Annotated in this window: 18 protein-coding genes, 1 tRNA gene and 3 pseudogenes; 10 read left to right on the top strand and 12 right to left on the bottom strand. The window is 64.2% G+C overall.

Translation table 11 applies throughout. The annotated features are described in order from the left end of the window. Positions 1-14 precede the first annotated feature (14 nt). A complete protein-coding gene (gene thrC, locus LB528_RS09065) occupies positions 15-1,412 on the bottom strand; it encodes a threonine synthase (RefSeq protein ID WP_224714593.1) in 1,398 nt (465 codons plus the stop codon). 127 nt (positions 1,413-1,539) lie between these two features. On the opposite strand from thrC, the gene LB528_RS09070 reads away from it, so the two are divergent. Further along, a complete protein-coding gene (locus tag LB528_RS09070) occupies positions 1,540-2,283 on the top strand; it encodes a hypothetical protein (protein WP_224714594.1) in 744 nt (247 codons plus the stop codon). A gap of 57 nt (positions 2,284-2,340) precedes the next feature. Here LB528_RS09070 and LB528_RS09075 read toward each other — a convergent pair whose 3' ends face one another. Next, positions 2,341-3,903 (bottom strand): winged helix-turn-helix domain-containing tetratricopeptide repeat protein, encoded by a 1,563-nt coding sequence (locus LB528_RS09075; RefSeq protein WP_224714595.1) that lies wholly within the window; start codon positions 3,901-3,903, stop codon positions 2,341-2,343. Positions 3,904-4,012: 109 nt separating this feature from the next. On the opposite strand from LB528_RS09075, the gene LB528_RS09080 reads away from it, so the two are divergent. Next, positions 4,013-4,474 (top strand): cupin domain-containing protein, encoded by a 462-nt coding sequence (locus LB528_RS09080; RefSeq protein WP_224714596.1) that lies wholly within the window; start codon positions 4,013-4,015, stop codon positions 4,472-4,474. Between the two features lie 17 nt (positions 4,475-4,491). Here the strand turns inward: LB528_RS09080 and LB528_RS09085 are convergent, their stop codons facing one another. Further along, entirely contained in the window at positions 4,492-5,181 is a 690-nt protein-coding gene (locus tag LB528_RS09085; RefSeq protein ID WP_224714597.1) for an HAD family hydrolase, read from the bottom strand. A gap of 175 nt (positions 5,182-5,356) precedes the next feature. Here LB528_RS09085 and LB528_RS09090 point away from each other — a divergent pair, with 175 nt between their 5' ends. Beyond that, positions 5,357-6,490, top strand: a complete 1,134-nt coding sequence (locus LB528_RS09090; protein ID WP_224714598.1) for a site-specific DNA-methyltransferase — start codon at positions 5,357-5,359, stop codon at positions 6,488-6,490. Positions 6,491-6,541: 51 nt separating this feature from the next. Here LB528_RS09090 and LB528_RS09095 read toward each other — a convergent pair whose 3' ends face one another. Both LB528_RS09095 and mutY read right to left on the bottom strand, forming a co-directional pair. Next, complete coding sequence (locus LB528_RS09095) at positions 6,542-7,153, bottom strand: HAD family hydrolase (protein ID WP_224714599.1); 612 nt, start codon at positions 7,151-7,153, stop codon at positions 6,542-6,544. Positions 7,154-7,163: 10 nt separating this feature from the next. After that, on the bottom strand, positions 7,164-8,285 hold the full coding sequence (mutY, locus tag LB528_RS09100; RefSeq protein ID WP_224714600.1) for an A/G-specific adenine glycosylase: 1,122 nt from the start codon (positions 8,283-8,285) through the stop codon (positions 7,164-7,166). Between the two features lie 32 nt (positions 8,286-8,317). Between mutY and LB528_RS09105 the strand changes: the two genes are divergently transcribed. The 3 genes from LB528_RS09105 (at position 8,318) to smc (ending at position 13,253) form a co-directional block, all read left to right on the top strand. Further along, positions 8,318-8,827: a DUF721 domain-containing protein gene (locus tag LB528_RS09105; protein ID WP_224515456.1), complete on the top strand. Its 510-nt coding sequence runs from the start codon at positions 8,318-8,320 to the stop codon at positions 8,825-8,827. Positions 8,828-8,981: 154 nt separating this feature from the next. Then, positions 8,982-9,728, top strand: a complete 747-nt coding sequence (locus tag LB528_RS09110; protein ID WP_224515458.1) for a DsbA family protein — start codon at positions 8,982-8,984, stop codon at positions 9,726-9,728. 63 nt (positions 9,729-9,791) lie between these two features. After that, positions 9,792-13,253 carry a chromosome segregation protein SMC gene (gene smc / locus LB528_RS09115; RefSeq protein WP_224714601.1) on the top strand — a complete coding sequence of 1,154 codons (3,462 nt, stop codon included), beginning with the start codon at positions 9,792-9,794 and terminating at the stop codon, positions 13,251-13,253. Positions 13,254-13,283: 30 nt separating this feature from the next. Here smc and LB528_RS09120 read toward each other — a convergent pair whose 3' ends face one another. Beyond that, positions 13,284-14,996: an HAD family hydrolase gene (locus LB528_RS09120; RefSeq protein WP_224714602.1), complete on the bottom strand. Its 1,713-nt coding sequence runs from the start codon at positions 14,994-14,996 to the stop codon at positions 13,284-13,286. 224 nt (positions 14,997-15,220) lie between these two features. Here LB528_RS09120 and LB528_RS09125 point away from each other — a divergent pair. Beyond that, a pseudogene (locus tag LB528_RS09125) lies at positions 15,221-16,143 on the top strand (acetamidase/formamidase family protein). A 74-nt stretch (positions 16,144-16,217) separates the two neighbouring features. On the opposite strand, the gene LB528_RS09130 reads toward LB528_RS09125, so the two are convergent. The 6 genes and pseudogenes from LB528_RS09130 to LB528_RS09155 all read right to left on the bottom strand — a co-directional run bounded on the left by LB528_RS09130 (position 16,218) and on the right by LB528_RS09155 (position 21,471). Beyond that, positions 16,218-16,292, bottom strand: a tRNA-Gln gene (locus LB528_RS09130). An 83-nt stretch (positions 16,293-16,375) separates the two neighbouring features. Continuing rightward, positions 16,376-17,320, bottom strand: a pseudogene (locus tag LB528_RS09135) (IS630 family transposase). Positions 17,321-17,485: 165 nt separating this feature from the next. Then, positions 17,486-18,442, bottom strand: a complete 957-nt coding sequence (locus tag LB528_RS09140) for an NAD-dependent epimerase/dehydratase family protein (RefSeq protein WP_224714603.1) — start codon at positions 18,440-18,442, stop codon at positions 17,486-17,488. A 95-nt stretch (positions 18,443-18,537) separates the two neighbouring features. Further along, positions 18,538-19,628: pseudogene (locus LB528_RS09145) on the bottom strand (GDP-mannose 4,6-dehydratase). Next, positions 19,621-21,033, bottom strand: coding sequence for a phosphomannomutase (locus tag LB528_RS09150; RefSeq protein ID WP_224714604.1), 1,413 nt, complete (start codon positions 21,031-21,033; stop codon positions 19,621-19,623). Before LB528_RS09150 ends, LB528_RS09145 begins: the two are co-directional and overlap by 8 nt. A gap of 93 nt (positions 21,034-21,126) precedes the next feature. Next, a complete protein-coding gene (locus tag LB528_RS09155) occupies positions 21,127-21,471 on the bottom strand; it encodes a VOC family protein (protein ID WP_224714605.1) in 345 nt (114 codons plus the stop codon). Positions 21,472-21,686: 215 nt separating this feature from the next. Between LB528_RS09155 and ppdK the strand changes: the two genes are divergently transcribed. The 3 genes from ppdK (at position 21,687) to LB528_RS09170 (ending at position 26,335) form a co-directional block, all read left to right on the top strand. Continuing rightward, the gene (gene ppdK / locus LB528_RS09160) at positions 21,687-24,371 is read left to right on the top strand and encodes a pyruvate, phosphate dikinase (RefSeq protein ID WP_224714606.1); all 2,685 of its coding nucleotides are present in this window, start codon (positions 21,687-21,689) and stop codon (positions 24,369-24,371) included. Positions 24,372-24,506: 135 nt separating this feature from the next. Further along, positions 24,507-25,610, top strand: coding sequence for a glycosyltransferase family 9 protein (locus tag LB528_RS09165; protein ID WP_224714607.1), 1,104 nt, complete (start codon positions 24,507-24,509; stop codon positions 25,608-25,610). A 179-nt stretch (positions 25,611-25,789) separates the two neighbouring features. Continuing rightward, the gene (locus LB528_RS09170) at positions 25,790-26,335 is read left to right on the top strand and encodes a glycosyltransferase family 9 protein (RefSeq protein WP_224714608.1); all 546 of its coding nucleotides are present in this window, start codon (positions 25,790-25,792) and stop codon (positions 26,333-26,335) included.

The raw sequence follows: 26,335 nt of genomic DNA on the forward strand, positions 1-26,335 counted from the left end.
ATGGCAAGTGCTCCTTAACGCGCCGCCCGCGAGTGGCGGCTCACGTAATCTTCCACCATTTTCAAGTCGGATGGAAGTATCGTGTATTTTTCGTCGGCTGTCATCAAGCCGCCTAGCCATGCGGGCAGGGTAGGGGCGATGCCGCTCGCAGCCTCCACCGCCGCCGGGAATTTCGCCGGATGCGCGGTGCCGAGCACCACGATGGGCACCGGACCGGAGGCATGGGCGACCGCGACATGAACGGCCGCCGCCGTATGCGGATCGAGCAGGTAGTTGCTGTTCTCCAGCGTCGTGCGGATGGTGGCGGCGACCTCGTCGACAGTAGCGCGGCCGGCGTCGAACTCGGCGCGGATGCGCTTGAACTCGCCCTCCTCGATGGTGAAGGCGCCTGATTGCTTCAGCCCGTTCATGTAGCGCCTGACCGTCTCGGTGTTGCGGCCCGAAGCCTCGAACAGCAGGCGCTCGAAATTCGACGATACCTGGATATCCATCGACGGCGAGGTCGTGGCGAACACGCCCTTGGTGCGGTATTCGCCGCTCGCCAGCGTGCGCGCTAGGATGTCGTTGTCGTTGGTGGCGATGATCAGCCGCTCGATCGGCAGCCCCATGCGCTTGGCGGCGTAGCCGGCGAAGATATCGCCGAAATTGCCGGTCGGCACAGTGAAGGAGACCGGCCGGTCGGGCGCGCCGAGCGACAGGGCCGATGAGAAATAATAGACGATCTGGGCCATGATGCGGGCCCAGTTGATCGAATTGACGCCCGAAAGCGACACCCGGTCGCGAAAGCCGTGGTCGTTGAACATGTCCTTCACAAGGCCCTGGCAGTCGTCGAAATTGCCCTCGACCGACAGCGCATGGACGTTGGGGGCGCTCGACGTCGTCATCTGGCGCTGCTGCACCGGCGAGACCTTGCCGTGCGGGAAAAGGATGAAGATGTCGGTGCGGTCGCGGCCGGCGAAGGCGTCGATCGCAGCACCTCCGGTGTCGCCCGAGGTCGCGCCGACGATGGTGGCGCGCTGGCTGCGTTCGGCAAGCACGTGGTCCATCAGCCGCGCCAGCAACTGCATGGCCACATCCTTGAAGGCCAGCGTCGGCCCGTGGAAGAGCTCGAGGATGAAGGTGTTTTTCCCGGTCTGCACCAGCGGGCAGACGGCCTCATGCCGGAAAGTCGCATAGGCTTCTCGCACCAGCCGCTCGAAGACCGGCGCCGCGATCTCGCCGCCGAGGAACGGCGTCAAGACGCGGATGGCAAGGTCCGGATAGGCAAGCCCGCGCATGGCGCGGATGTCGGCGGCCGAAAACTGCGGCCATTCGCGCGGCACGTAAAGCCCGCCGTCGCGCGCGAGGCCAGCCAGCACCGCGTCCGAAAATCCAAGCGCGGGCGCATCCCCGCGGGTACTCACATATTGCATCGTCAAAGGCCCATTGCTGCCGGTCGCGTCATCCACGGCAATTGTTAATTTTCCGAGCCGGCTCAGTCGCATTTTTGCCGCGCGGTTGCTATACGTCACCGGCTTTGTGAGAGGGAAGTGCAGTTTCATGGCGTTTTATTCGGTCAACCGTCGATTTGTCGCGGGTCTGGCGCTTACCGGCTTTATGCTTGCCGCCGCCGGCTGCCAATCGGGCGACAGTGGCATTCTTAACTTTGGTTTGACCAAGAAGGATCCGACCGCGCCGCCGCCGCCGCAGGATCCCAAGATACTCGCCAGCCAGTTGCGCGCCTATTGCCCGAAAGTGTCGCTGCGCGACGGCACCGCCTATTTCAACAGCTATGCCAAGGGCGCAACGGCGAAGCCCAAGAAAAAGAAGCTTGACCCCGCGGCGCAAGCCGAGGCCGAGGCAGCAGCCGCGGCCGCCCAGACCGGCCCCAACGGCCAGCCCGTCGATCCCGCTCACGATCCGTCCAAGATCATCTACCAGGCCTCGATCACCGATGTGACGCGCGATTGCACCCATGCCAATGGTCAGATGTCGATGAAGATAGCCGTCGCCGGCAAGGTCGTGCCGGGGCCGATGTTCGCGCCCGGCACCATCACCATGCCGATCCGCATCGCGGTTCAGCACGGCGACGAGGTGCTTTATTCGCAGCTGCATCCCTACCAGGTGCAGGTTACCGACCCGTCGGCCGCTACCCAGTTCGTCTTCGTCGACAACAACGTCGTGGTGCCGGAGCCGACCGCACGCGACTACCAGGCCTATGCCGGCTATGACGAGAATACGCCGGCCGCCTCGGCGGATAAGTCGAAAGGCAAGAGGAAGAAGCGCGCTCCGGCGACGAACTGAGCAAGGGCAGGAAACAACGGCGTCTCGCTGGCCAACGGAACACGCGCTGTTCGTCATCTACTCAGGTAATCCGGCTGCCCGTAGTGCGCTGCCAAGAGCCTGCGCGAGCGCGGGCGCGCAATTCACGCCTGCAAACTGGCGGCTGTAGCGAAAGCCGGGCTGAAGCTCGATCACGCGGGCGGCAGCCGCCCTCGCTTCGTCCAATCGGCCAAGCTTGGCCAGCGCGGCGGCCAATTGCACATAGGTGATGCTGTGCGCCGGATTGGCTTGGACGGACTTGTAGGCAGCACGGCAAGCCTCTTCGTAACGGCCGCGCAGCAAATGGCTCATCGCCTGCGCATCAAATGCAGCCCAGGCCCATGAATCGAACGGGCTCAGCCGCACGCCCTGCTCGCTCCACTCTATCGCGCGCTCCGCTTCACCGCTCCATCCAAGCATGACGCTGCCGAGGATGTAGGTCAGCGCCGATGACGGGCTGATGGCAAGCGCAGCTTCCAATGCCGCGAACGCACCGGCGCGATCATGCGCATCCATTCCGATGGAAAAGCCCGCCCATGTGAGGGCGAGCGCATCATCCTGCCCGTGAACGATGGCCGATCGCGCGTGGCGGATCGAAGACGCACGGTTGATCTCCTGCAGGCCGGCGCGGAGGAACAGGCAATGATGGCACATCGCGGCATTGCCATGCGCCAGCGCATAGGCCGGTTCGAGCGCGAGCGCACGCTCGAGCAGCACCAGCGCCCTAGTCACCTGCTCCGGCATGCCTGAATCCACGTCGGGCTGGGCCTGCAGCACGAGATCGTAGGCATCGAGACTGTCGGGGCGCTTGCGCCTGACTCGTTCGATTTCGGCTTTCCGCACGCTTGGCGCAATCGCTCCTACTGCTGCCAGTGCGATCTCGTCTTGGAGCGCGAAGATGTCTTCGGAGCTGCGATCGTAGCGCTCGGCCCAGACATGAGCGCCAGTCGAAGCATCGATCATCTGCGCGGTGACACGCACGCTGCCGCCAGCCTTGCGCACACTGCCTTCGAGGACATAGCGAACGCCAAGCTCGCGGCCGACCTGCTTCACGTCGACGGCGCGACCCTTGTAGCTGAAGGTCGAGTTTCGCGCGATGACGAACAGCCACTTGATGCGCGCCAGACCTGTGATGATATCGTCGACCATCCCATCGGCAAAATATTCCTGCTGCGGGTCGCCGCTCAAATTCGAGAACGGCAGGACCGCGACGGAGGGCTTCTCAGGCAAGCTCGGCGCCGACGCGGCGCGGGCGGCGGCCGAGGTATCGGGAACATTGGTGACAAGGGCCGGTCCGACATAGCGATAGCCGCGGCGCGGCAGCGTCTCGATCCAACTCGCGACATTCGCCGCGTCGGCCAGAGTCCGGCGCAAGGCTGCGATCTGAACCGTCAGATTGTTGTCGGCAACCGCCGATCCGCCCCAGCCAGCCTCGATCAGCGCGTCCTTCGATACGGGTTGGCCCGCATTCTGGATCAGCAGCCGCAGCAGCGCCACGGAGCGCCGCCCGAGCATGGTTGGCTCGGCCCCGTAAAAGAGAATGCCCACCTCAGGATCGAGGCGGAACGGGCCGAACTGGTAGGCGTCGCCCCTGGCTGTCATTCGAGTCTTTTAGCAAATTTTTGGCAACGGATTCACGACTTTCCGGTGTGAACGGCCGATGTTGCGCGAACGCTTGCCAGAAACAAGCACCCTGTCAGAGGAGGATCATATGAGCGCTGATGCCGTCATCCGCATGCCCGACGAGAAGAAGGGCGTCATGTTGCGTGGCCATCCAATGGCTTTCCTCGTTACCGATGAAAATACCAGGCATACGAGCATGTTCGACTGGACGATCCCGCCGGAATTCGCCACCGGGCGGCATGTTCACCGGGTGCAGGAGGAGACCTTTTACCTGCTCGAGGGCGAGTGTGAATGGCATGTCGGCGACAGGACGATCCAGGCAACGCCCGGCACTTTTCTGTTCATCCCGCCGGGAATGCCGCACAACATCACGAATGTCGGCGAGAAGCCGGCGCGCGTGCTGATGACCGTCTCTCCGCCCGGTCACGAGCATTATTTCGAAGAGCTTGCCGAACTCACGGCGCAGGGCGCGCCGGATCCGAAAGCGCTCGCCGATCTGCGAAACCGCTACGACACCGACCAGCTGTCGACGCTGACGACGCGCTCGTAGCCGGGTCCCTTGGGTTTCTAGGCGTCTTCCGACCACTCCGACAGTGCCGCGATCGTGCTGTTGAGCTCCGCCCAGCGCCGGATGACCGTTTCGGCGCCGGCCTCGGTCAGCGCATCGGCGTGGCCCGGGTAGCTGTGCCCTGCGCCGGTGAAGCCGATGACGCGCATGCCGGCCGCCCTGGCGCCGGCAATGCCATGCACGGAATCTTCGATAACGAAGGTGTTCTTCGGGTTGGCGCCGAGTTTTTCGGCAGCGTAGAGGAACACGTCCGGCGCCGGCTTGGTCTTCTTGCTGGGGATATCAAGTCCTGAAAAGATACGGCCGGCGAAGAACGGCAGCAGCCGCACCTTCTCCAGCATGAATTCGACCCGCTCGGTGCGCGAATTGGAGCAGACGGCGCGTGGCGCGGTTACGGCCGCCACCGCCTCGCGAGCACCGTCGATGATGCGCACGTCTGCGCGCAGCTTGCGGTCGACGAGTTCTTCCTCGCGGTCGATCAGCGAGGCCTGGAGCGGAATCCGCGACTTCTCCTCGACCCGCAGCATGATGTCCTTGAAGGTCAGGCCGGCATAGGTCTCGGCAAGCTCCTCGGCCGAAATCTCGAATCCGGCCGACGTCAGAAGCTCGGCATCGACGCGCGCGGCGATGATTTCGGAATCGACGAGCACGCCGTCGCAATCGAAGATGACAAGGTCTGGCTGGGGCATGGCAATCCGAAGCGTGGGAGGAAATGACCTGGCTGGCTCAAGCGGCGCGGCATACACCAATGGGCCGGCCTTCGCAAACCGCCGTGGGTCAGGCGGCGAGCCTTCACCGAATGTTTACGCTGATCGGTAACCATAACGGAGAGTAAAACCGTAACGCGTACTTTTGGGTGTTTCGATGTCTGTCGTGCGTCTTCTCGACGAGCTTTCCCACGCTCCCCAGCAGTCCGAATGGCTGGACACCATCCTGAAGGGCGATTGCGTCGCCGCCCTCGACCGGCTGCCGGAAAAGTCGATCGACGTCATCTTCGCCGACCCGCCCTACAATCTGCAGCTCGACGGCGACCTGCACCGGCCCGACCAGTCCAAGGTCGACGCCGTCGACGACGACTGGGACCGGTTCGAGAGTTTCGAGGCCTATGATGCCTTCACCCGCGCCTGGCTGCTCGCGGCGCGCCGCGTGCTGAAGCCCAGCGGCACCATCTGGGTCATCGGCTCCTACCACAACATCTTCCGCGTCGGCGCCCGCATGCAGGATCTCGGCTTCTGGATCCTCAACGACATCGTCTGGCGCAAGACCAACCCAATGCCGAATTTCCGCGGCCGCCGCTTCCAGAACGCGCATGAGACGATGATCTGGGCCTCGCGTGACCAGAAGGCCAAGGGCTACACCTTCAATTACGAGGCCTTGAAGGCGTCGAATGACGATCTGCAGATGCGCTCCGACTGGCTGTTCCCGATCTGCACCGGCGGCGAGCGGCTGAAGGACGAGAACGGCAACAAACTGCATCCGACGCAGAAGCCGGAAGCCTTGCTTGCCCGCATCATGATGGCCTCGACCAAGCCGGGCGACGTGGTGCTCGATCCCTTCTTCGGCTCCGGCACCACCGGCGCCGTCGCCAAGCGCCTTGGTCGCCACTTTGTCGGGATCGAGCGCGAGCAGGCCTATATCGTTGCCGCCAACGAGCGCATCGCCGCGGTGCGGCCGCTGGAAAACGCCGATCTCACCGTGCTTTCGGGCAAGCGCGCCGAACCGCGCGTCGCCTTCATCAGCCTGATCGACAACGGCCTGGTGGTGCCGGGCGCCACACTCTACGACGCCAAGAAGCGCTGGGCGGCGAAAGTGCGCGCCGACGGCACGCTGGCCATCGGCGACAGCGCCGGCTCGATCCACAAGATCGGCGCCGAGGTGCAGGGGCTTGACGCCTGCAATGGCTGGACCTTCTGGCACTATGAACGCAGCGGCGGCCTCACCCCGATCGACGAGTTGCGCCGCATCGCGCGCCTCGGCATGGAGCGGGCAGGGGCCTGATCCGCCTGAACCTGAATCAAAACGTCAACGGATCGCCGCAAGCGATTCAGATCAGGCTGTAATCCCGAGCCGTTCAAGGTCCGCTTTAAGCGTCTGGGCGTCGGTAAACAGCACCGCCTGCCAGCCGGCGGCCTTGGCGCCGTCGACATTCTTCTGGCTGTCGTCGATGAACAGCGAAGCCGCCGGATCGAGCCCGAACGAAGCGACGTGATGGTCGTAGATGGCGCGGTCCGGCTTGATCAGGCCAATATCGCCGGAGACCGTGATGCCGCGCGGCTTTTCAAGGAACGGAAAACGGGCGCGAGCCTCGCGGAATGTGTCCGACGCCCAGTTGGTGAGCAGGGTCACGTCGCGGCCGTCATCGATCAGGCCCTCGAGAAGCGCGACGCTGTCGTCATAGGCATGCGGCACCATATCATGCCAGTGGCGGCGGAAGTTGCGGATGTTCTCGGCATGGGCGGGATGCTCGGCGATCAGCAACGACTCGGCTTCTTCCCAGGTCCGGCCACGGTCCTGCTCGATGTTCCAGGCGCTGGTGCAGACATTGTCGAAGAACCACTTCCGCTCCCCGGCGTCCGGGATAAGCCGGCTGAACGGGATGTCCGGATCGTAGTGGACCAGCACCTTGCCGATGTCGAAGACGATGTGGCGTATCTCGGTCATTGCAGGCCTTTCAGCGGGTAGGTTGTTTCTTAGTCGCGCCCGGTATCGCCGCCTCGATCACCTTTTTCATGACGGTAGGCAGCGCTTCCCCGGAAATTTCATGGGCCAGCGACCAGAAGTGCCCCGCCGGCGCATCGCGCTTGATGTGGGCATGGAAGATTTCGAGTTCGAGAGAGAAATGGGTGAAGACATGGCCGATCTGCCCGGCGCGCCGCCAATCGGCGGCAAAAGGCGCAGCCTCGGCCGTCGTGGCGCCATCGATCCGCGCCGTCCAGCCGGTGGTCGGCACCTCCGTCATGCCGCCGAGCAATCCCTTCTCCGGCCGTTTGCGCAGAAGGATGGCGCCGTCGTCGCGCTCGGCGACGAAGGCAGCACCCTTGCGCAGCGGCTTGTCGTCCTTCGGCAGGCGGACCGGGAAGCGTTCCGGATCGCCGGTGAGGATGGCGCTGCAATCCTCGCGCACTGGGCAGAGCATGCAGCGCGGCCGCTTCGGCGTGCAGATTGTCGCGCCGAGATCCATCATCGCCTGGGCGAAATCGCCGGGCCGCGTCCGCGGCACCAGCTTTTCGACCAGCGCGCGGATTTGAGGCTTCGCTTCGCTGAGCGGCGTTTCGATTGAATAGAGCCGGGTCATCACCCGCTCGACATTGCCGTCGACGACCGCCGCCGGCTGGTCGAAGGCGATCGCCGCGATCGCCGCCGCGGTGTAGGCACCGATGCCGGGCAGTTCGCGCAAGCCCGCCTCGGTGTCGGGAAAGCGGCCGCCCCGCAGCGCCACGAGGTCGGCGCAGGCTTTCAGGTTGCGCGCCCTGGAATAATAGCCAAGCCCGGCCCAGGCCTTCATCACGTCCTCGGCTGACGCCGCCGCCAGCGCCTCGACCGTCGGCCATTTCTCGACGAAGTTGCGGAAATAGGCTTGCACCGCCTCGACCGTGGTCTGCTGCAGCATTACCTCGGACATCCAGACGCGATAGGGATCGGCCCGCACGCCGCGCGCAAACGCGCCCGGGGCGACGCGCCAGGGCAAGTCGCGATGGTGGGCGTCATACCAGGCAAGCAGGCGGGACGCGATATCCGTATCGCCGGACGCGGCCTGCTGTGATGCCTTGCGGGTCTGGTTCAGTGGTGCCATTGATCAGATTAGTTGGGGATTGGAGAACGCACATGGCAGGGAAAAGGCCCTTCGGCAATCCCGTTCCGGTGAGCGATCTCGCGACCGAGATCCTCGATCCGGTGCTGAAGAAGCGCGCCGGCATCTCGATCGGGCTGGTGCAGTCCTGGGAAGAGATCGCCGGGCCTCGGCTCGCCAGCCATTCGCGGCCGGAGAAGATACACTGGCCGCGCCGCCTGCATGAAGACGACCCGTTCGAGCCGGCGACGCTGATCATCGCCTGCGAAGGCATGGCCGCGCTGCACCTGCAGCACGAGGCCGGCGAGGTCATCAACCGCGTCAACGCCTTTCTGGGCTTCAACGCGGTCGGCCGCATCAAAATCCTGCAAAAACCGGTGCTTTCGCAAAAGGCGCGGCCGAAGCCGGCGCCGCGGCCTTTGAGCGAGGCCGAGAAATCGAAGCTTTCGCATCTGGTCGGCAAGATCGAGGATGACGGCTTGCGCGCTTCGCTGGAGCGACTCGGCGCCACAATTATGGGTGAAAGGAAGCCCAAAGGGTCGTAAGAAGCGTCATGAATGCGTCGCCAATCTCGCGCATTCGTGATGCGTATGATCGAGTTTCGCGATTGGATTGGGGATCGCAATGCCTTAATTCGCGCCAACTCTCGCCTTTTCTAGCCCTTGCATTGCAAAATCCAACCGATATCAGGTGATTCGCATGAACCGTGCCCCGTTTGGCAAAAGTCTGTCACGCAGAAACCTTCTGACCACGCTGGCCGCTGTTCCTGCGGTCGCGCTGCTTGCCGCATGCAGCGACTCCGGCGAGGAGGCGAAGGCGGCCGATGTGAAGCCTGCCAACCCGTCTACGCCTGCCAAGCCGGCCGCCACGCCGGCGGCGGCCCAGGCGCCCGAGGCGCAAGGCACCGTCGACATGGCGGAATTGCTCAAGCCCGGCGCGCTGCCCGACAAGCAGCTCGGCAAGGACGACGCCAAGGTCACCATCGTCGAATACGCATCGATGACCTGCCCGCATTGCGCGCATTTCAACGACACCACCTTCCCGCAGTTGAAGTCGAAATACATCGACACCGGCAAGGTCCGTTACATCCTGCGCGAATTCCCCTTCGACCCGAGCGCCGAGGCCGGCTTCATGCTGGCGCGCTGCTCCAAGGACAACTACTTCGCCATGGTCGACGTGCTGTTCAAGCAGCAACCGAGCTGGGTCGGCGTCAGCAACACCAAGGAAGCACTGCTGCAGATCTCCAAGCTGGCCGGTTTTACACAGGAGTCCTTCGAGGCCTGCTTGACGGACCAGAAACTTCTGGACGATGTGAGAGCAGTCCAGAAACGCGGAGCGGACGAGTTCAAGGTCGACTCGACGCCGACCTTCTTCATCAACGGAAAGACCTACAAAGGGGCGATGTCGATTGAGGAAATGTCGGCCATCATCGACCCTCTGCTCTGACATCCAGGCCGCGCCGAAGCGGTCCGGCTTCGGCGCGCACGCCTGTAGTGTTGGGCGGCGCGAATGAAGTTTTCGCGCCTTCGCCTCCTCGGTTTCAAGTCCTTCGTCGAGCCCGGCGAGTTCGTCATCGAACGCGGGTTGACCGGCATTGTCGGGCCGAATGGCTGCGGCAAGTCGAATCTCGTCGAAGCGCTGCGCTGGGTGATGGGCGAAAGCTCCTACAAGAACATGCGCGCGTCCGGCATGGACGACGTGATCTTCTCCGGTTCCGGCGCGCGGCCGGCGCGCAACACCGCCGAAGTCACGCTTTTCCTCGACAATACGGACCGCACCGCGCCAGCCGCCTTCAACGATGCCGATGAATTGCAAGTGTCGCGCCGCATCGAGCGCGAAGCGGGCTCGCTCTACCGCATCAACGGCAAGGAAGCCCGCGCCAAGGACGTGCAGCTTCTGTTCGCCGACCAGTCGACCGGCGCGCGCTCGCCTTCCATGGTCGGCCAGGGCCGCATCGGCGAGCTCATCCAGGCGAAACCCCAAGCCCGCCGCGCGCTGCTTGAAGAAGCCGCCGGCATCTCCGGCCTGCACACGCGCCGCCATGAGGCGGAACTGAGGCTGAAAGGCGCCGAACAGAACCTCGAGCGGCTGGACGACGTCGTCGGCGAGTTGGAAGGCCAGATCGACAGCCTGAAGCGCCAGGCGCGCCAGGCTTCGCGCTTCAAGAACCTGTCGGCCGACATCCGCAAGGCGGAAGCGACGCTTCTGCATCTGCGCTGGACCTTGGCCAAGACCCAGGAAGGCGAGGCGCGCTCGGCGCTCGCCGTCGCCACAACGCTGGTCGGCGACCGCGCCGCGGCCCAGATGGCGGCAGCCAGGGAGCAGGGCATCGCCGCGCACCGGCTGCCGGACCTGCGCGACGCCGAAGCAGCCGCGGCCGCCGCCTTCCAGCGCCTGTCTATCGCCAAGACGCAGATCGAGGAAGAGGCCGGCCGCATCCGCTCGCGCCAGGCCGAGCTCGAACGCCGGCTGCAGCAGCTCGACGCCGACATCGCCCGTGAGGAGCGGATGGTGCGCGACAATGCCGATATCCTCGAGCGCCTGCGCTCCGAGGAGGCTGAGCTCAACTCGGACAATGCGGGCGCCGCCGAGCGCGAGGCGACCACGCGTGCCGCCTTCGAGCAGGCCGGCGCGACGCTGTCGCAGAGCGAGGCAAAACTTGCCGCGCTGACCGCCGAACGCGCCGAGGCCGCCGCCTCGCGCCACCAGATCGAGCGCAGTTTGCGCGAGACCGCCGAGCGCCGCGACCGCTTCGCCCGTCAGCTGGCCGAGGTCGACCGCGAGCTTTCCGATATCGCCGCACGCATTTCCGGCTTGCCCGATCCGGCCGAAAAGCGGCTTCTGGTCGAGGATGCGCTTGCCCGGCTGGAAGAGAGCGAGGCCGGCGCCACCGCCGCCGAGCAGGCCGTCGCCGAGGCGCGCGCAGCCGAAAACGCCGCCCGCCCGCCGCTGCAGGACGCCAGGGCGGAACTGGCGCGCATCGAGACCGAGGCGCGCACGCTGGCGAAGATCCTCAACGCCACCAGCGGCGGCGCTCTTTTCCCTTCTGTGCTTGAGCAGATCAGCGTCGAGCGCGGCTATGAGACGGCGCTGGGTGCGGCGTTGGGCGAGGACCTCGATGTCCCGCTCGACCGCAGCGCACCGGTGCATTGGGGCGAAAGCGCGATCCAGCCGGGCGACGCGTCACTGCCCGAAGGCGTGAAAAGCCTTGCCAGCGTCGTGCGCGCACCGGCGCAACTCGCCCGCCGTTTGGCGCAGATCGGCATCGTCGATACCTCGGACGGGCGCCGCCTCCAGGCGCAGCTTTCGCCCGGCCAGCGGCTGGTCAGCCGCGACGGCGCGCTCTGGCGCTGGGACGGCTTGACCGCGAGCGCCGATGCCCCGACCGCCGCCGCGCTGCGGCTGGCGCAGAAGAACCGTCTGGCCGAGCTCGATGCCGAAGCCGTGCAGGCGACGCGCGTCGTGCGCGAGGCCGAGGAAGCGCTGGCGCGCGCCGAGCAGACGATGCGCCAGGCAAGCGAGGCCGAACGCAATGCGCGCCAGGCCGGCCGCGACGCCCAACATACGCTGGATGCCGCCCGCAACGTCCTGGCCGAGGCCGAGAAGGCCGGCGGCGAGCTGGTGAGCCGGCGCGCTGCCCTGGACGAAGCCCGTGCCCGCATCGTCGACAGCCACGAGGAGACGCAGGCCGCCTTCGTCGAGGCCGAGGAGATGCTGAAGGACGCGCCTGATCTGGGCGATCTCCAGCTGCAGCTCGAACAGGCTTCCGCCAACGTCTCGCGCGACCGCGCCACGCTTGCCGATGCGCGTGCCGTGCATGAAGGGCTGCGGCGCGAGGCCGAGGCGCGCATGCGCCGGCTGGATGCCATCGGCGCCGAGCGCAAGAACTGGCTGGAGCGCGCCGAAAATGCCTCGACACAGATCGCCGCGCTTGGCGAGCGCAAGGCGGAGGCCGAAGCCGAACGCGAGCGGCTGGCGGATGCGCCCGACGAAATCGACGCCAAGCGCCGCGCGCTCCTGACGCAGCTTTCCGAGGCCGAGGCGTTGCGCCAGGCGGCGGGCGACCGCTTGCAGGAGGCGGAGAACAAGCAGGCCGAGCTCGACAAGGCGGCGACCGCCGCCATCCAGTCGCTCGCCGAGGCGCGCGAGACCCGCGTGCGCGCTGAGGAGCGGCTCACCGCCGCCGACGAGCGGCGCGCCGAGATCGAGGCGCGCATCCAGGAAGCGCTGAACACGCCGCCGCATCTGGTCATCAAGCACACCGGCCTCGAAGCCGACGATCCGATGCCCGACATGGCCGAGATCGAACGCCAGCTTGACCGGCTGAAGATTGAGCGCGAGCGGCTCGGCGCCGTCAACCTGCGCGCCGAGGAAGAGCAGAAGGAGCTGTCCGACAGGCTCGAGACCATCGTCTCCGAGCGCGAAGACATCATCGAGGCGATCCGCAAGTTGAGGCAGGCGATCCAGAGTCTCAACCGCGAAGGGCGCGAACGGCTGCTGTCGGCCTTCGAGATCGTCAACGGCCATTTCCAGCGGCTGTTCTCGCACCTGTTCGGCGGCGGCACGGCCGAATTGCAGCTGATCGAGTCGGAAGATCCCCTGGAAGCGGGGCTGGAAATCCTCGCCCGCCCGCCCGGCAAGAAGCCACAGACTATGACGCTGCTTTCCGGCGGCGAGCAGGCGCTGACGGCGATGTCGCTGATCTTCGCCGTGTTCCTCACCAACCCCGCGCCGATCTGCGTGCTCGACGAGGTCGACGCGCCGCTCGACGACCACAATGTCGAGCGCTTCTGCAATTTGATGGACGAGATGTCGAAGACCACCGAGACGCGCTTCGTCATCATCACCCACAACCCCATCACCATGGCGCGCATGGACCGGCTGTTCGGCGTCACCATGGCCGAACAGGGCGTCAGCCAGCTGGTCTCCGTCGACCTGCAGGCCGCCGAGGCAATGCGCGAGGCGAGCTGAGAACTTGGACTGATCGGGCTAGGAACCGATCTACTTCTCCGGAGCGGTGGCCGGCGCCGTATAGCGCCTCCGCACCGCATCGATCACCAGCTTGCGGCTTTCGTCGGCCGACAATGTCTTGTTCTTCTCCGCCTCTGCCGTTTCTCGGGCGAGGTCCTTGTCCCTGATCTGCTGACGAAACCATTTGGAATAGTCGCCGGCGCGCAGATGGTATTCCCACGTCCTGTCATCGATTCCTTCCGCCATTTGCGCGAAGATTATGAGATTATGGGCTCTGAGGTTCATCGCCTTCTTCGGCCCGGTGAAATAGAAGCTGCCCGCCTCGTCGAGCTCGCCCTCGGCATATTTGCGGCTGTGGCGCTTCAACGACTGCTCGGGCTCGATCGCCTTGACCGTGAATGGTTTCTTGCCGTTGTGCGGCCGCCAGAACAGCACCCGGTCCCCCTTGGGCATTGGAATGTCCTTTGGCGCCTGGATACCTGTTTCCTTGCAGAAGGTCTTGATGACGCCCTTCGCCTTGGGCCCAAGCGCGATTACCGCCGTCACCAGGCCGAGCGCATCGGTCGAGATTGCTTCGGGATGGACAGTGATCAGCACGGTGCCGGGCAGCTCGATCGAAAGCACCGATCGCGTATCCCCGCGTCGCTTGGGCATCAAATGATGCGCCTCATCGATGATCAGCCAGTGCGGCCTTGCCGTGCGATAGCGGACATTGCCGAGGCCGGGCAGCAATTCGGCGAAGAAGTCGGGCCGCTCATCGACCTTCAACGCCAGGCCGTTGACCACGACATTGGTCTGCGGTTTCTCGATCAGTTCCAGCAACTGTTCCTTGTTCGGCGCGGTCGAGCCGTTGCCGAGCGGCACCGCGCCTTTCAGCCCGTCATAGTCGCCCTCAGGGTCGAAAATGCAGAATTGCAAACCCTTTTCGACCAGCCGCTCGGTGAGCGCCGTCGCCAAAGTCGATTTGCCGATGCCCGAGCTCCCGGCGATCAGCACCGTTTCTATCGGCGAGAGATAGATCTCTTTCCCGCGCGAGGTCCCGAGCAGAACGCCGCGCAAGCGTTTCTTGGCCAGCAGGTAATCGTGCTTGATCAGCTTGCGGATCAGTTCCTCAACGCCCTTGCCGCGTGCCTCCTTGGTGACGAGGTCGGCGGTTTCCTTGACGGCGGGCAGCGCGTTGGCCACCGCGACGCTGCAGCCGGACGACCTGAGGAAGGCATGGTCGTTTTCGGCGTCGCCAACGGCCACGACGTTATGCGGCGACAGCTTCAGGTCGTCGAGCGCCGCCGCCAGCCCGGTCGCCTTGTTAATGCCGGAAGGCAGGATCATCACCGCGCCCTTGTTGAAAATGATCTCCAGCTCCAGCCCAAGCTGCTTGATGACGTCGAGCACGGTGGCCTGGTGCGGCTCCCAGGTGGCGACGATCGAGCGGCCGACGGACAGCGGCTTCACGCCGCGCTTCTTGAGCCTGTCGACGAAATCTGCGGAAGGCGAGGGCGAGATCGTACGCTCTTCCTCGCTGGCCGGCGTGTAGATCAGCGCGCCGTTTTCGGCGACCACCTTGTCGAACAGGGAAAGTTCGGGAAACACGTCCTTGAGATCGGGCAGTTCCCGCCCGGTGACGAGGATCAGCTTGCGCCCGGACTTCTTCAGCTTCTCCAGCGCCGAGACCGTGCTGGCCGCGACCAGGCCGTCATGCGCCAGCGTGCCGTCATAGTCGGTGGCCAATGCCATGAAATACATCGGTTGAACGTCTCCGAAGGCTGTTTGCCCACCCGCCAGGAGAACCCGGCCGCGTGGACCACAACGCCCGGCGGCACAAAAGGTTTAGGTCGAGCACTGGATTTGTCAGGCCGGTGCCAGGCCGTCATCGCAGCGGGGGACTCGCCCATGCAAACGAAACGGTCGCACACCCGGAGCCCGATCTGCCACTTGCCGCGCCACAACGTCTTCGCTACTGCCATTCCATGGCAACGCACAGGCTTATCAACACCACGTGGCACAATGTCCTCGGTATGGTTGCGCCGGCGCTCACAATTGCATCCGGCGATGTGGTGACGACGGAAACGCTCGACGCTCGGGGCTTCGATAAGAACGATGTGCAACGGGCACGGGGACCAAACCCAATGAACGGCCCGATCTTCGTGACTGGGGCCGAACCTGGCGACGCCCTCCGCGTGGACATCCTGCGCATGGACCCGATCCGCTCCACCGGGTGGACGATCTCGTCACTGGCCCAAACGTCGTCGATCCGGAGGCTGCTCGCGGGTTGCCGGCACGGGACAAAGTCACCTGGCGGATCGACCCGGAATCGCGAACTGTGGCGTTGCAGGAGCCGCCGCCGGGCCTTGAAAGCTTCATTTTGCCGGTCGAGCCTATGATTGGCTGCTTTGGCGTGGCGCCATCGATGGGCCAGGCTTTCTCTACTGCGACCAGCGCAGAAAATGGCGGCAACATGGATTACCGCGGGTTTCGGCCTGGTGCGACCGTCTGGTTCCCCGTTGCCGTGGAGGGTGCGCTCTTCTTCGCCGGCGATTGCCATGCGGCGCAGGGCGATGGCGAGATTGTCGGAACCGGGATCGAAACCTGTTTTCAAATCGAGCTTCGCTTAACCGTTGAAAAGGATAGGCGGCTAGTATGGCCTCGCGGTGAGAACGAGACTCATATTTTCTCTATTGGCAACGCGCGCCCGCTTGATCAGGCCCTGCAGCACGCGACCACGGATATGCTTAACTGGCTGACCGGCGACCACGGCTTGTCCGCCGAAGCCGCATCCCATCTGATGGGACAGGTTGTCCGATATCACGTCGGAAACGTTTTTGACCCTGCCTACACGATGGTTTGCCTTATCGAAAAGCGATGGCTTCCGAAGCCGGCCTCCGTAGGCTGACCGGGCGATCGCAGGAAAGAGCGGTTTTCTGTTCGGAATAGGGTCGAAAATGGCCGGATCTGCTTGATGGCAGTTGGCTGGGGCGCCAGGATTCGAACCTGGGAATGTCGGTACCAAAAACCGATGCCTTACCGCTTGGCGACGCCCCAGCAGGCGGGGCATGCCGCGCTGCGCGCGGCCTTATAGGACGAGGCGGAGCAAAGCTCAATGCCGGAAAATCAACTAGAGTCTTTCATGTTTTGACGGAAGCGTATCCGGCGTTCGAAGTAGTTCTTGCATTCGGTTGCCTCGATGGTTGCGACGAGGTGGCCGATGTGGCGCCAAGTGTCCTCGACGGTGCGTTTCTGAGCCTGGCGCATCCAGTGCTTGATCTTGGCGAAGGCCTGCTCGATCGGATTGAGGGTCCGGTGAGTAGGGCGGCAGGTACCAGAGCCTGGCGCCAGCGGCCTTGATCATCTGCCTGATGGCAGCGGACTTATGGCTTCCCAGATTGTCCATGACGACGATATCGCCGGGTTTCAGCACGGTGATGAGCTGCTGTTCGACATAGGCGGAAGCATTGGCCGTTGATCGGTCCGTCGAAGACGCAAGGTGCCGCGAGCCGATCACAGCGCAGCGCGCCGAGGAAAGTCAGCGTGCGCCAGTGGCCATGTGGAGCCAGGCCGCGCAGCCGCTTGCCCTTCGGCCCCCAGCCGCGCAGGGGAGCCATGTTGGTCTTGATCCAGGTCTCATCGATGAAGACCAGGCACTGCGGATCGAGGCCGGCCTGCCAGGATCGCCATCGCTGGCGCCTGCGGGCAATATCGGCGCGTGCCTGCTCAAGGGCGAACAGCGTTTTTTTAAAGCTCAGGCCTTCGCGGCGCAGGAACTGCCACACTGCGTTGTGCGAGACCTTGAGCCCACGAGCGGCCAACTCGTCCTTCAGCCGATGCAGAGTCAATTCACAGGTCTGATTGATCCGCTCCACGATGAAGGCACGGTGCGGCTCCAGCACCCTCTTGCGATGCCCGCCCATTTTGCCAGGCGCTATCGAGCCGGTCGCCTGATGACGCTGCAACAACTTCACCGCCGCCGAAACCGAAATGCCGAACCGCTTGGCGGCCGACCGGCGGCTCTCGCCGCTCAAAACTGCCGCTACAACCCGCTCGCGAAGATCATCGGAAAGAGGTCGAACCATCTGATGCTGGCCTCCAATCCAGCCAGCATCTTGAATCACAAATCCAACCGAGCGGGAATCCCTTCCGATTCTGTCGAGCGGTGAAACGCTCTAAAGCGATAGCGACGCGGGGCCACGGCAGCGGTTCAGCCTACGCTCTCCGGGAAACAGGCGATGCATCCCTGCCTACGCCTGGGCCACACGCACGCGGCAATCCTCCAGGACGGCCGCAAGCGTATCTTCGAAGGAATGCTCGGGCGCCCAGCCAAGCAAGGTCCGGGCACGGGTCGCATCGCCAACGATGCATGGCAGATCGCTCGGTCGCAACCGCAGGGGATCCTGCTCCGTGACGATCCTGGCGCTGCTTTGCGCGAGCAGCAGATCGAGGATGTCTCCCATCCGCCAGGAAACGCCGGATGCAATGTTGAAAATGGTGTTCGGGGCAAGGTCGCGGCTGGTCAAGACCGCGCGGGCATAGGCATTGGCGATGTCGCGCACATCCAGGAAATCGCGCCTCGCATCGAGATTGCCGACGCGGATGACCGGCTGAGCCAGGCCTGCTTCGATCCGTGCGATCTGCATGGCGAAGGCCGGGACCGCAAAGGCTTCCGTCTGGCCCGGGCCTGTATGGTTGAAGGGACGCATCCGGACGCACTTCAATCCCTGGCGTGAAAGTGCGCCGAGCGCGAGGTCGGCCGCGGCCTTGGTCACGGCGTAGTCGTCGATCGGAGCAAGCAGCGTGTTTTCGTCGAGCGGTCGTCCGGTTTTCGCGCTTTCGCCATAGACCAGGCCGGATCCGATATGGATCAGCCAGCAGTCCGGAGCCTTGTCGAGGATGGCATTGGCCAGGTTGAGTGCGCCGTCCACATGAATGCGCCACGTGTTTCGGGGGTCGGCCTGGGCGGCACCCAGTGCCGCGACCGCCGCCAGGTGAACGACATGGGTGGGCCGGTGACGGGCCACGGCGTCCTGCACGGCAGTCGCGTCTGTCACGTCCAACTCCTCGACCTGGCCGAAAGCGGGATGCGGACCACCGTCCTTTGAGGTCGCGGCAACGGCAATTTCGTGGCCGCAAATCCTGCGCAGCGCGTCGAGCACATAGGGACCGACGAAACCGTTGGCGCCGGTTATCAAAACCCGCATGCCGGCCTCACGAACCACGACGTATCGTCCGCATGTCGATGCGTGGCGAAAGACGGTGCGTCAAGTCATCGACCCGTAAATGCAAGGGCTTCCTTTCAACGCCTGGGTGCCGCGTGGCGCGCCAGATCGGCGTCCACCATTTCACGAATCATCTCTTCCAGGGAGATCGTCGCTTCCCATCCGAGTTTCGCCTTTGCCTTGGCCGGATTGCCGAGCAGGATTTCGACTTCCGCCGGCCTGAACAAGTCAGGATCGATGACGAGATGATCGTCCATCTTCAGCCTCACATGCTCGAAGGCGATTCTGCACATGTCGCGCACCGTCGTTGTTCTGCCCGTGGCGACGACATAGTCGTCGGGCTGATCCTGCTGCAGCATCAGCCACATGGCGCGGACATAGTCCTTGGCGTGGCCCCAGTCGCGCTTGGCGTCGATGTTGCCCAGGCGCAGTTCCCTTGCCAGGCCCCTCTTGATGCGCGCGACGGCGTCCGTGACTTTGCGGGTCACGAATTCGATGCCGCGCAGCGGCGATTCGTGATTGAACAGGATGCCGCTCGATGCGTGCAGGCCGAAGCTCTCGCGGTAGTTGATGTGATCCAGTGACCATAGGCCTTTGCCACCGCATAGGGGGAACGGGGATGGAAAGGCGTGGTCTCCGACTGCATCGGCTCCTGGATAAGGCCATACATCTCCGATGACGAAGCCTGATAAAAACGCGCCTCGGGAATTTCGAGACGCAGCGCCTCGAGAACATTCGTGACGCCGATGCCGGTGACGTTGCCCGTCAGGATCGGCTGCTGCCAGGAGGATTTGACGAAAGACTGTGCGGCAAGATTATAGACCTCGTCCGGCCTTATGTTGCGCATGGCTCGGGCCAGGCCCGACAGGTCCGTGAGGTCGCCATCCACGATCCGCACTTCGTTCTCGATCCCTAGCCATTTCAGGCGCGCGGTGTTGACCTCGGCTGTGCTCGACCGTCGCGCCAGCCCGTATACTGTGTACCCCTTCGAAAGCAGGAGCTGTGCCAGATAGGCGCCATCCTGCCCCGTAATGCCGGTTATCAACGCTGTCTTCGTCATCGATGCTCTCGGGGGTCGAGCGGCCGCGACTCCCAGTTGTAGAGCGGGCCGCGCTCCCGGGCTGTGGCAACCGCCGTCGCCACTTTCGTTATACGGCCTCTCAATCATCTGCCAGTGTGGCGTCCCGCGCCCGTTTCAGCGCCATTGCCACAATTTCACTCGCCCTGTCATGACTGCCGGCCTCGGCATAGCAGCGAAATTCGGGAGCGTTGCCGGAAGGCCGCAGATGGATGATCTCGCCGCTGGTCATCCGTGCCCTGAGACCGTCGGTCTCATCGACATCCGCGAGGGTGCCGAAGGGGGCAAGAAATTGCCGCAACGCGTCGCGGTCGGCTAGCTTGCGCATCAAGCCGCGCGATTTCTCGACAGGGAAGTTCTCGAGGCGCTCGCTGGCGCAGACCGGAAGGTTCCAGGTTTCGCGCAGGCCGGACAGCGATTTGCCCGTCGACGCCATCGTGCCCAGCACCGCCAGGATGGGCAAAAATGAGTCCCGCGTCGGCAGCGCGGACAAGGTCCTGCCATTCACCTGGCAATCCGATCCCAGAAGAACCCCGCCATTGGCCTCGAAGCCGACCACGATGCCGCCTGCCTGCCGCGCGGCGTCCATTCCCTCTATGACGAAGGGAGACCCGACCTTCGTTCTCCTGACGCTGAATCCGAAAGCCTCGGAGATGCCTGAATTGGAGGTGACCGGCGTCACCACGATTTCGGCCTTGAGGAAGAGCGCCGTAGCCAGCCCGATCAGGTCGCCGCGGAACATCTCACCCTTGTCGTCGATGACGAGAGGACGATCGGCGTCGGCATCGGCGGAGAGCACGGCGTCGAATTTGAATTCGCGCACCCAGTCCTTCACCTTCGCCATCGTTTCCCGGCTCACGGCCTCCGTGTCGACGGGCACGAAAACCTCCGTTTTGCCGACGGCGATCACATCCGCGCCAAAGGATCCCAGGACCTCAACCAGCAACTCCCCCGCCACAGTGCTGTGCTGGTAGACACCGAGCTTCATTCCGGCAAGGGCGCCAGGGGGCAGTATGTCGTCGACACGATCTCGAAAGGCCGCGAGCGCCTGTTCATGGCCGGTTTGCCAGTCCGCCTGGGCCGGCGGCCAGGGATACCGGTCCGACAGCTCCGCGACATGAGCGGTGATCGCGGCCTCGTCCTGCTTGTCGATCTCCCCCTTCGGCCCATAGAACTTGATGCCGTTGCGGTCGGCGGGAATATGCGAGCCCGTCACCATGAGCGCCGCGGCGCCATGCAGGCGCGCATAGAAGGCAAGCGCGGGTGTGGGGATGGGGCCGCAATCGACCGGCTGGAAGCCGCTTGCGGCCAGCGCCGCCATGCAATCTTCGGCTATCGTTAGACTGCTGTCGCGCAGGTCGCGCCCGACGAAGACCTCGCCTTGCCGAAAGCCGGTCGACCGCAAGCGCCGGGCAAAACCCTCGGTATAGAGTCCGCTCGGCCGCCCGACCAATTCGGAAGCCAGACCCCGAACACCGCTTGAGCCGAATTTCATCAGTCTGCTTTTTTGAAGGTTGCCGCCGTTCTATGGAATGAGCCCGGCTGCCCCCCGGCTGTCAACAGCAAAACAACCCGAAATTGCGACTCCCTAATGTCCCCAAACGGCCAGTTCGTTGCCGGCCGGATCGGTGAAGTGGAACCGCCTGCCGCCCGGGAAGGAAAAGATCGGCTTGACGATGGTGCCGCCGGCACTCTCGATCGCGTCCAGCGTTTCCTCGAGATTTTCGGAGTAGATGACCGGAAGCGGCTTGGCCGGCGCTTCGTCGGCATCTGCCTGGAAGCCGCCGTCGAGGCCTTCGGCAAAGGCGGAATAGGTCGGGCCGTAGTCGGTGAACGACCATGAAAACGCTGCGCTGTAGAAGGATTTGACGCTGTCCAGTGTGCAGCCCGTCGCCGACAGTTCAAGATAGTCGAGTTTTCCGTTGAGTTTCATCACGCTACTCCACTAAGTTCTTGTTATGTTCTATATCGCGCGATACCCTCCGGCAAGTCTTTTTGACGCAGCGTTTGCTTAATCGATTGTAGTCGCGACAGGCACCCGGCCGGTGCTTGCCTTTCGCACTGCAGCATCCTATCGCTCGGATCGCGAAGGCGGGGAACCGGACCCTGGTCCGGCTGTTTCTATCTTCCACGAACTGGAGGGCAAGCATGACCAAGTGGGTTTACACCTTCGGCGATGGCGCCGCCGAGGGCCGTGCCGGTGACCGCAACCTTCTCGGCGGCAAGGGTGCCAATCTGGCCGAGATGTGCAGCCTCGGGCTGCCGGTGCCGCCTGGTTTCACCATCACCACTGAGGTCTGCAACGCCTATTACGCCAACGGCCGCACCTATCCCGAAGCGCTCGAGGCGGATGTCGTCGCTGCTCTCGACCATATCGGCCGGATCACCGGCCGCCGCTTCGGCGATCCGTCGAAGTTGCTTCTGGTCTCGGTCCGCTCCGGCGCCCGCGCTTCCATGCCCGGCATGATGGATACGGTGCTCAATCTCGGTCTCAATGACGAGACGGTCGAGGCTCTGGCCGCCGATTCCGGCGATGCGCGTTTTGCTTATGACAGCTATCGCCGCTTCATCCAGATGTATTCCGACGTCGTCATGGGCCTCGACCACGAAGTATTCGAGGAAATCCTGGAGGACCAGAAGGCCAGCCTCGGCCATGAGCTCGACACCGAGCTGACGGCCGAAGAATGGCAAGGCGTGATTTCGCTCTACAAGGCCAAGGTCGAGGAAGAGCTCGGCAAGCCGTTCCCGCAGGATCCGCACGAGCAGCTCTGGGGCGCGATCGGCGCCGTGTTCTCGAGCTGGATGAACAGCCGCGCCATCACCTATCGGCGCCTGCACGACATCCCGGAAAGCTGGGGCACGGCGGTCAATGTCCAGGCCATGGTGTTCGGCAACATGGGCGACACGTCCGCAACCGGCGTCGCCTTCACCCGCAATCCCTCGACCGGCGACAGGCAGCTCTACGGCGAGTTCCTGGTCAACGCCCAGGGCGAGGACGTGGTTGCCGGTATCCGCACGCCGCAGAACATCACCGAGGCGGCGCGTATCGCCGCCGGCTCCGACAAGCCGTCGCTGCAGAAGCTTATGCCCGACGCATTCCAGGCTTTCGTCGACATCTCCGACCGGCTGGAAAAGCACTACCGCGACATGCAGGATCTCGAATTCACCATCGAACGCGGCAAGTTATGGATGCTGCAAACCCGCTCCGGGAAGCGCACCGCCAAGGCGGCGCTGAAGATCGCCGTCGAAATGGCGAAGGACGGGCTGATCACCAAGGAGGAGGCGGTCGCCCGCATCGACCCGGCCTCGCTGGACCAGCTGCTCCATCCGACCATCGACCCGAAGGCGGCGCGCGACGTCATCGGCATGGGACTGCCGGCCTCGCCGGGCGCCGCCACCGGCGAGATCGTCTTTTCATCCGCCGATGCCGAGGACGCCAAGGCGCAAGGGCGCAAGGCGATCCTGGTGCGCATCGAGACCAGTCCGGAAGACATCCACGGTATGCATGCCGCCGAAGGCATCCTCACCACGCGCGGCGGCATGACCAGCCACGCAGCGGTGGTGGCGCGCGGCATGGGCAAGCCCTGCGTGTCCGGCGCCGGCTCGCTGCGCGTCGACTACAGGGCCGGCACGCTCATCTCGATGGGCCAGACCTTCCGCAAGGGCGACATCATCACCATCGACGGCGGCAACGGCCAGGTGCTGAAGGGCGCGGTCGCCATGCTGCAGCCGGAGCTGTCCGGCGATTTCGCCGCCATCATGGAGTGGGCGGATGCCGCGCGCCGCATGAAGGTGCGCACCAACGCCGAAACGCCGCTCGACGCGCGCATGGCGCGCTCTTTCGGCGCCGAGGGCATCGGCCTCTGCCGCACCGAGCACATGTTCTTCGAGGGCGACCGCATCGTCGCCATGCGCGAGATGATCCTGGCCGACACCGAGAAGGACAGGCGCGCAGCGCTCGACAAGCTCCTGCCCATGCAGCGCTCGGACTTCCTCGAGCTGTTCGAGATCATGGCCGGCCTGCCGGTGACGATCCGCCTCCTCGACCCGCCGCTGCATGAGTTCCTGCCGAAGACCGAGGCCGAGCTCGCCGAGGTCGCGACCGCCATGAATGTTTCAGCCGACAAGCTCAGGCAGCGCACGGAGGCGCTGCACGAATTCAACCCGATGCTCGGCCATCGCGGCTGCCGGCTCGCCGTCTCCTATCCGGAGATCGCCGAGATGCAGGCGCGCGCCATCTTCGAGGCAGCGGTCCAGGCCGGCCGCAAGGCCGGGGCGCTGGTGGTGCCGGAAATCATGGTGCCGCTGGTTGGCCTCGTGAAGGAGCTGCAATACGTCAAGGCGCGCATCGATGCGGTCGCGCAAAGCGTCATGCAGGAGACCGGCACCAAGATCGATTACCTGACCGGCACGATGATCGAATTGCCGCGTGCGGCGATCCGCGCCCATGTCATTGCCGAAGCGGCCGAATTCTTCTCCTTCGGCACCAATGATCTGACGCAGACCACCTTCGGCATCTCGCGCGACGACGCGGCCTCCTTCCTCGAAACATACCGGCGGAAGGGCATCATCGAGCAAGATCCGTTCGTGTCGCTCGATATCGACGGCGTCGGCGAGCTGGTGCGGATCGCGGCCGAAAAAGGCAAGACGACGCGGCCCGCTATCAAGCTCGGCATCTGCGGCGAACATGGCGGCGATCCGGCCTCGATCCGTTTCTGCGAGGAGGTCGGCCTCGATTATGTGTCGTGCTCGCCCTACCGTGTGCCGATCGCCAGGCTCGCAGCCGCGCAGGCTGCGGTGGCTGCAGCAAAGAGCGCGGCAAAACGCGCCTGACGGGCTTCGGCTAGCGGCGTCCCGATGCCTTACGGTTTTGTATGCGATGTCACGCGAACGTGCGCGTGACGGCCCTGAATCTCGACATCGTTTCAGGGGAGGTTCCGACACCGAATTCATTGGTGACGGAAGCCCATGTTGCAGATTTCCTCGTCCGCCTGCCGCTCCATCCTGATCCTGCAGACCAAATTCATCGGCGACATCGTGCTGGCCTCGGCGCTGGCGAAGAACCTGCAACTTCAATATTCGGGCGTCAGGATCGTGTTTCTCTGCGAAGCGCATTTCGCCGGCTTCCTGACGGCGCACGGCATTGCCACCGAGGTCGTCCCCTTCAGCCGCGCCAAGATGCGCGGCTCGCCGCTCCAGCGGGGACGCGAGCTCTTCCGCATGGTACGGACTTTGCGGCAGCACCGCTTCGACGTGACCATCGACATCACAGACTCCAAGACCTCGCGGATCATTTCCGGACTGGTCAACGCCCGGGTCAGGGTCGGCTATTTTCCGACGGAGCGGCCTTTGCGCTGGCACGAACGTCAACCCGCCAATTTCAGGATGAAGCCCTTCGGATTCGGCAAAAAGCACTATCTCTATCGCTACTTGTCTCCGTTGGAGGCACTTGGCATCGCGTTGCGCGTCAGGGCTCCGGCGATTCGGCCGCCGCCCTTCGAGACGACGCGCGCCCGGGCGCTGCTTGCCAGGCACAGAATTCAGCCAAACGCCTTCATTGCCGTTCATGCCGGGGCAAGCTTCGCGGGTCGGCGCTGGCAGCCGGAGCGCTTCGCCGAAGCAATCGACAGGATCGTGCGGCAAACCGGCCTGCGGGTGGTTCTAGTCGGCGGTCCGGACGAGAGCGAGGCGACCGACAGGATCATCGCGGCGGCGAAGACGCGTGTCGTCAACCTTGCGGGCATGCTGGAGCTGGAAACTCTGCTGGCGCTGCTCAAGGAGGCGCGGCTGTTTCTCGGCAATGAAAGCGGGCCTATGCATATAGCGGCCGCGGCAGGCACGCCGGTGGTGGGCCTGTTCGGTCTGACCAACCCGGTCCGTTGGGCGCCGGTCGGCGTGCCGAGCGTCTCGCTCAGGCCTTCCATGCCTTGCGATTGCGTCGGCGGCGACCTGTGCCGCCGGACCGATCCGAGCAAGGCATGCTGTGTCTGGCGCCTGGAGGTCGATCCGGTCGTCGAGGCCGCGCTGGAACTCCTGGCACGGACGGAGATGTCCCTGGAGGCCGCAGTCTGACATCCGCGGGAAAGCCCCGCATCGGCTGCGTCGCGCCTCCTGGAGCAATTCCAGGAAAGGCCTGAAACGCCGGGCTCGGCGCCTCCGTCTTTCGTGCCTATGGGCGCGCGAGTCACTCTGGTCCACAACCTTGCCGTCTTGTATGAGAGCCACGTGAAACACACGCATGGCGGCTCCACATGTCTACGTCTCAGCCCAGCTTCGTGGACTCTGATCCGTCCGGCGCCCGGACATGGATGTCGCGGCTTCGCTCCGGCCCTTTGCGTTCGATCCTGATCCTGCAGACGAAGCACATTGGCGATCTCGTTCTTTCCACCACGTTGGCGAGCAATCTGCAGCTCGAATATCCCGGCGTCCGTATCGTCATCCTCTGCGATGGCCGCTTCGCCAGCTTCCTCACGGCCAACGACGTCGCCTCGGAGGTCGTGACCTTCCGCCGTTCCCATATGCGTGGCACGCCGCTGCGGCGCGCGCAGGAGCTTATTCTCACGCTCCTTAAGTTGCGCCGGAGCCATTTCGATATGGTCGTCGACATCACCGATACGAAGACGTCGCGGTTCATCTCGGGGCTGGTTGGTGCACCGGTTCGCGTCGGATATATCCATCCGAAAGGCCGCCGCGTTGGCTCGAGCGCCAACCTCCCAACGTCAAGGCAAAGCCGTTCGGCTATGGCGGGCAGCACTTCCTCTATCGTTATCTTTCGCCGCTGGAGGCGCTTGGCATAG

Origin of the sequence: Mesorhizobium sp. CA4 (assembly GCF_020165075.1) — a bacterium.
GTDB lineage: Bacteria > Pseudomonadota > Alphaproteobacteria > Rhizobiales > Rhizobiaceae > Mesorhizobium.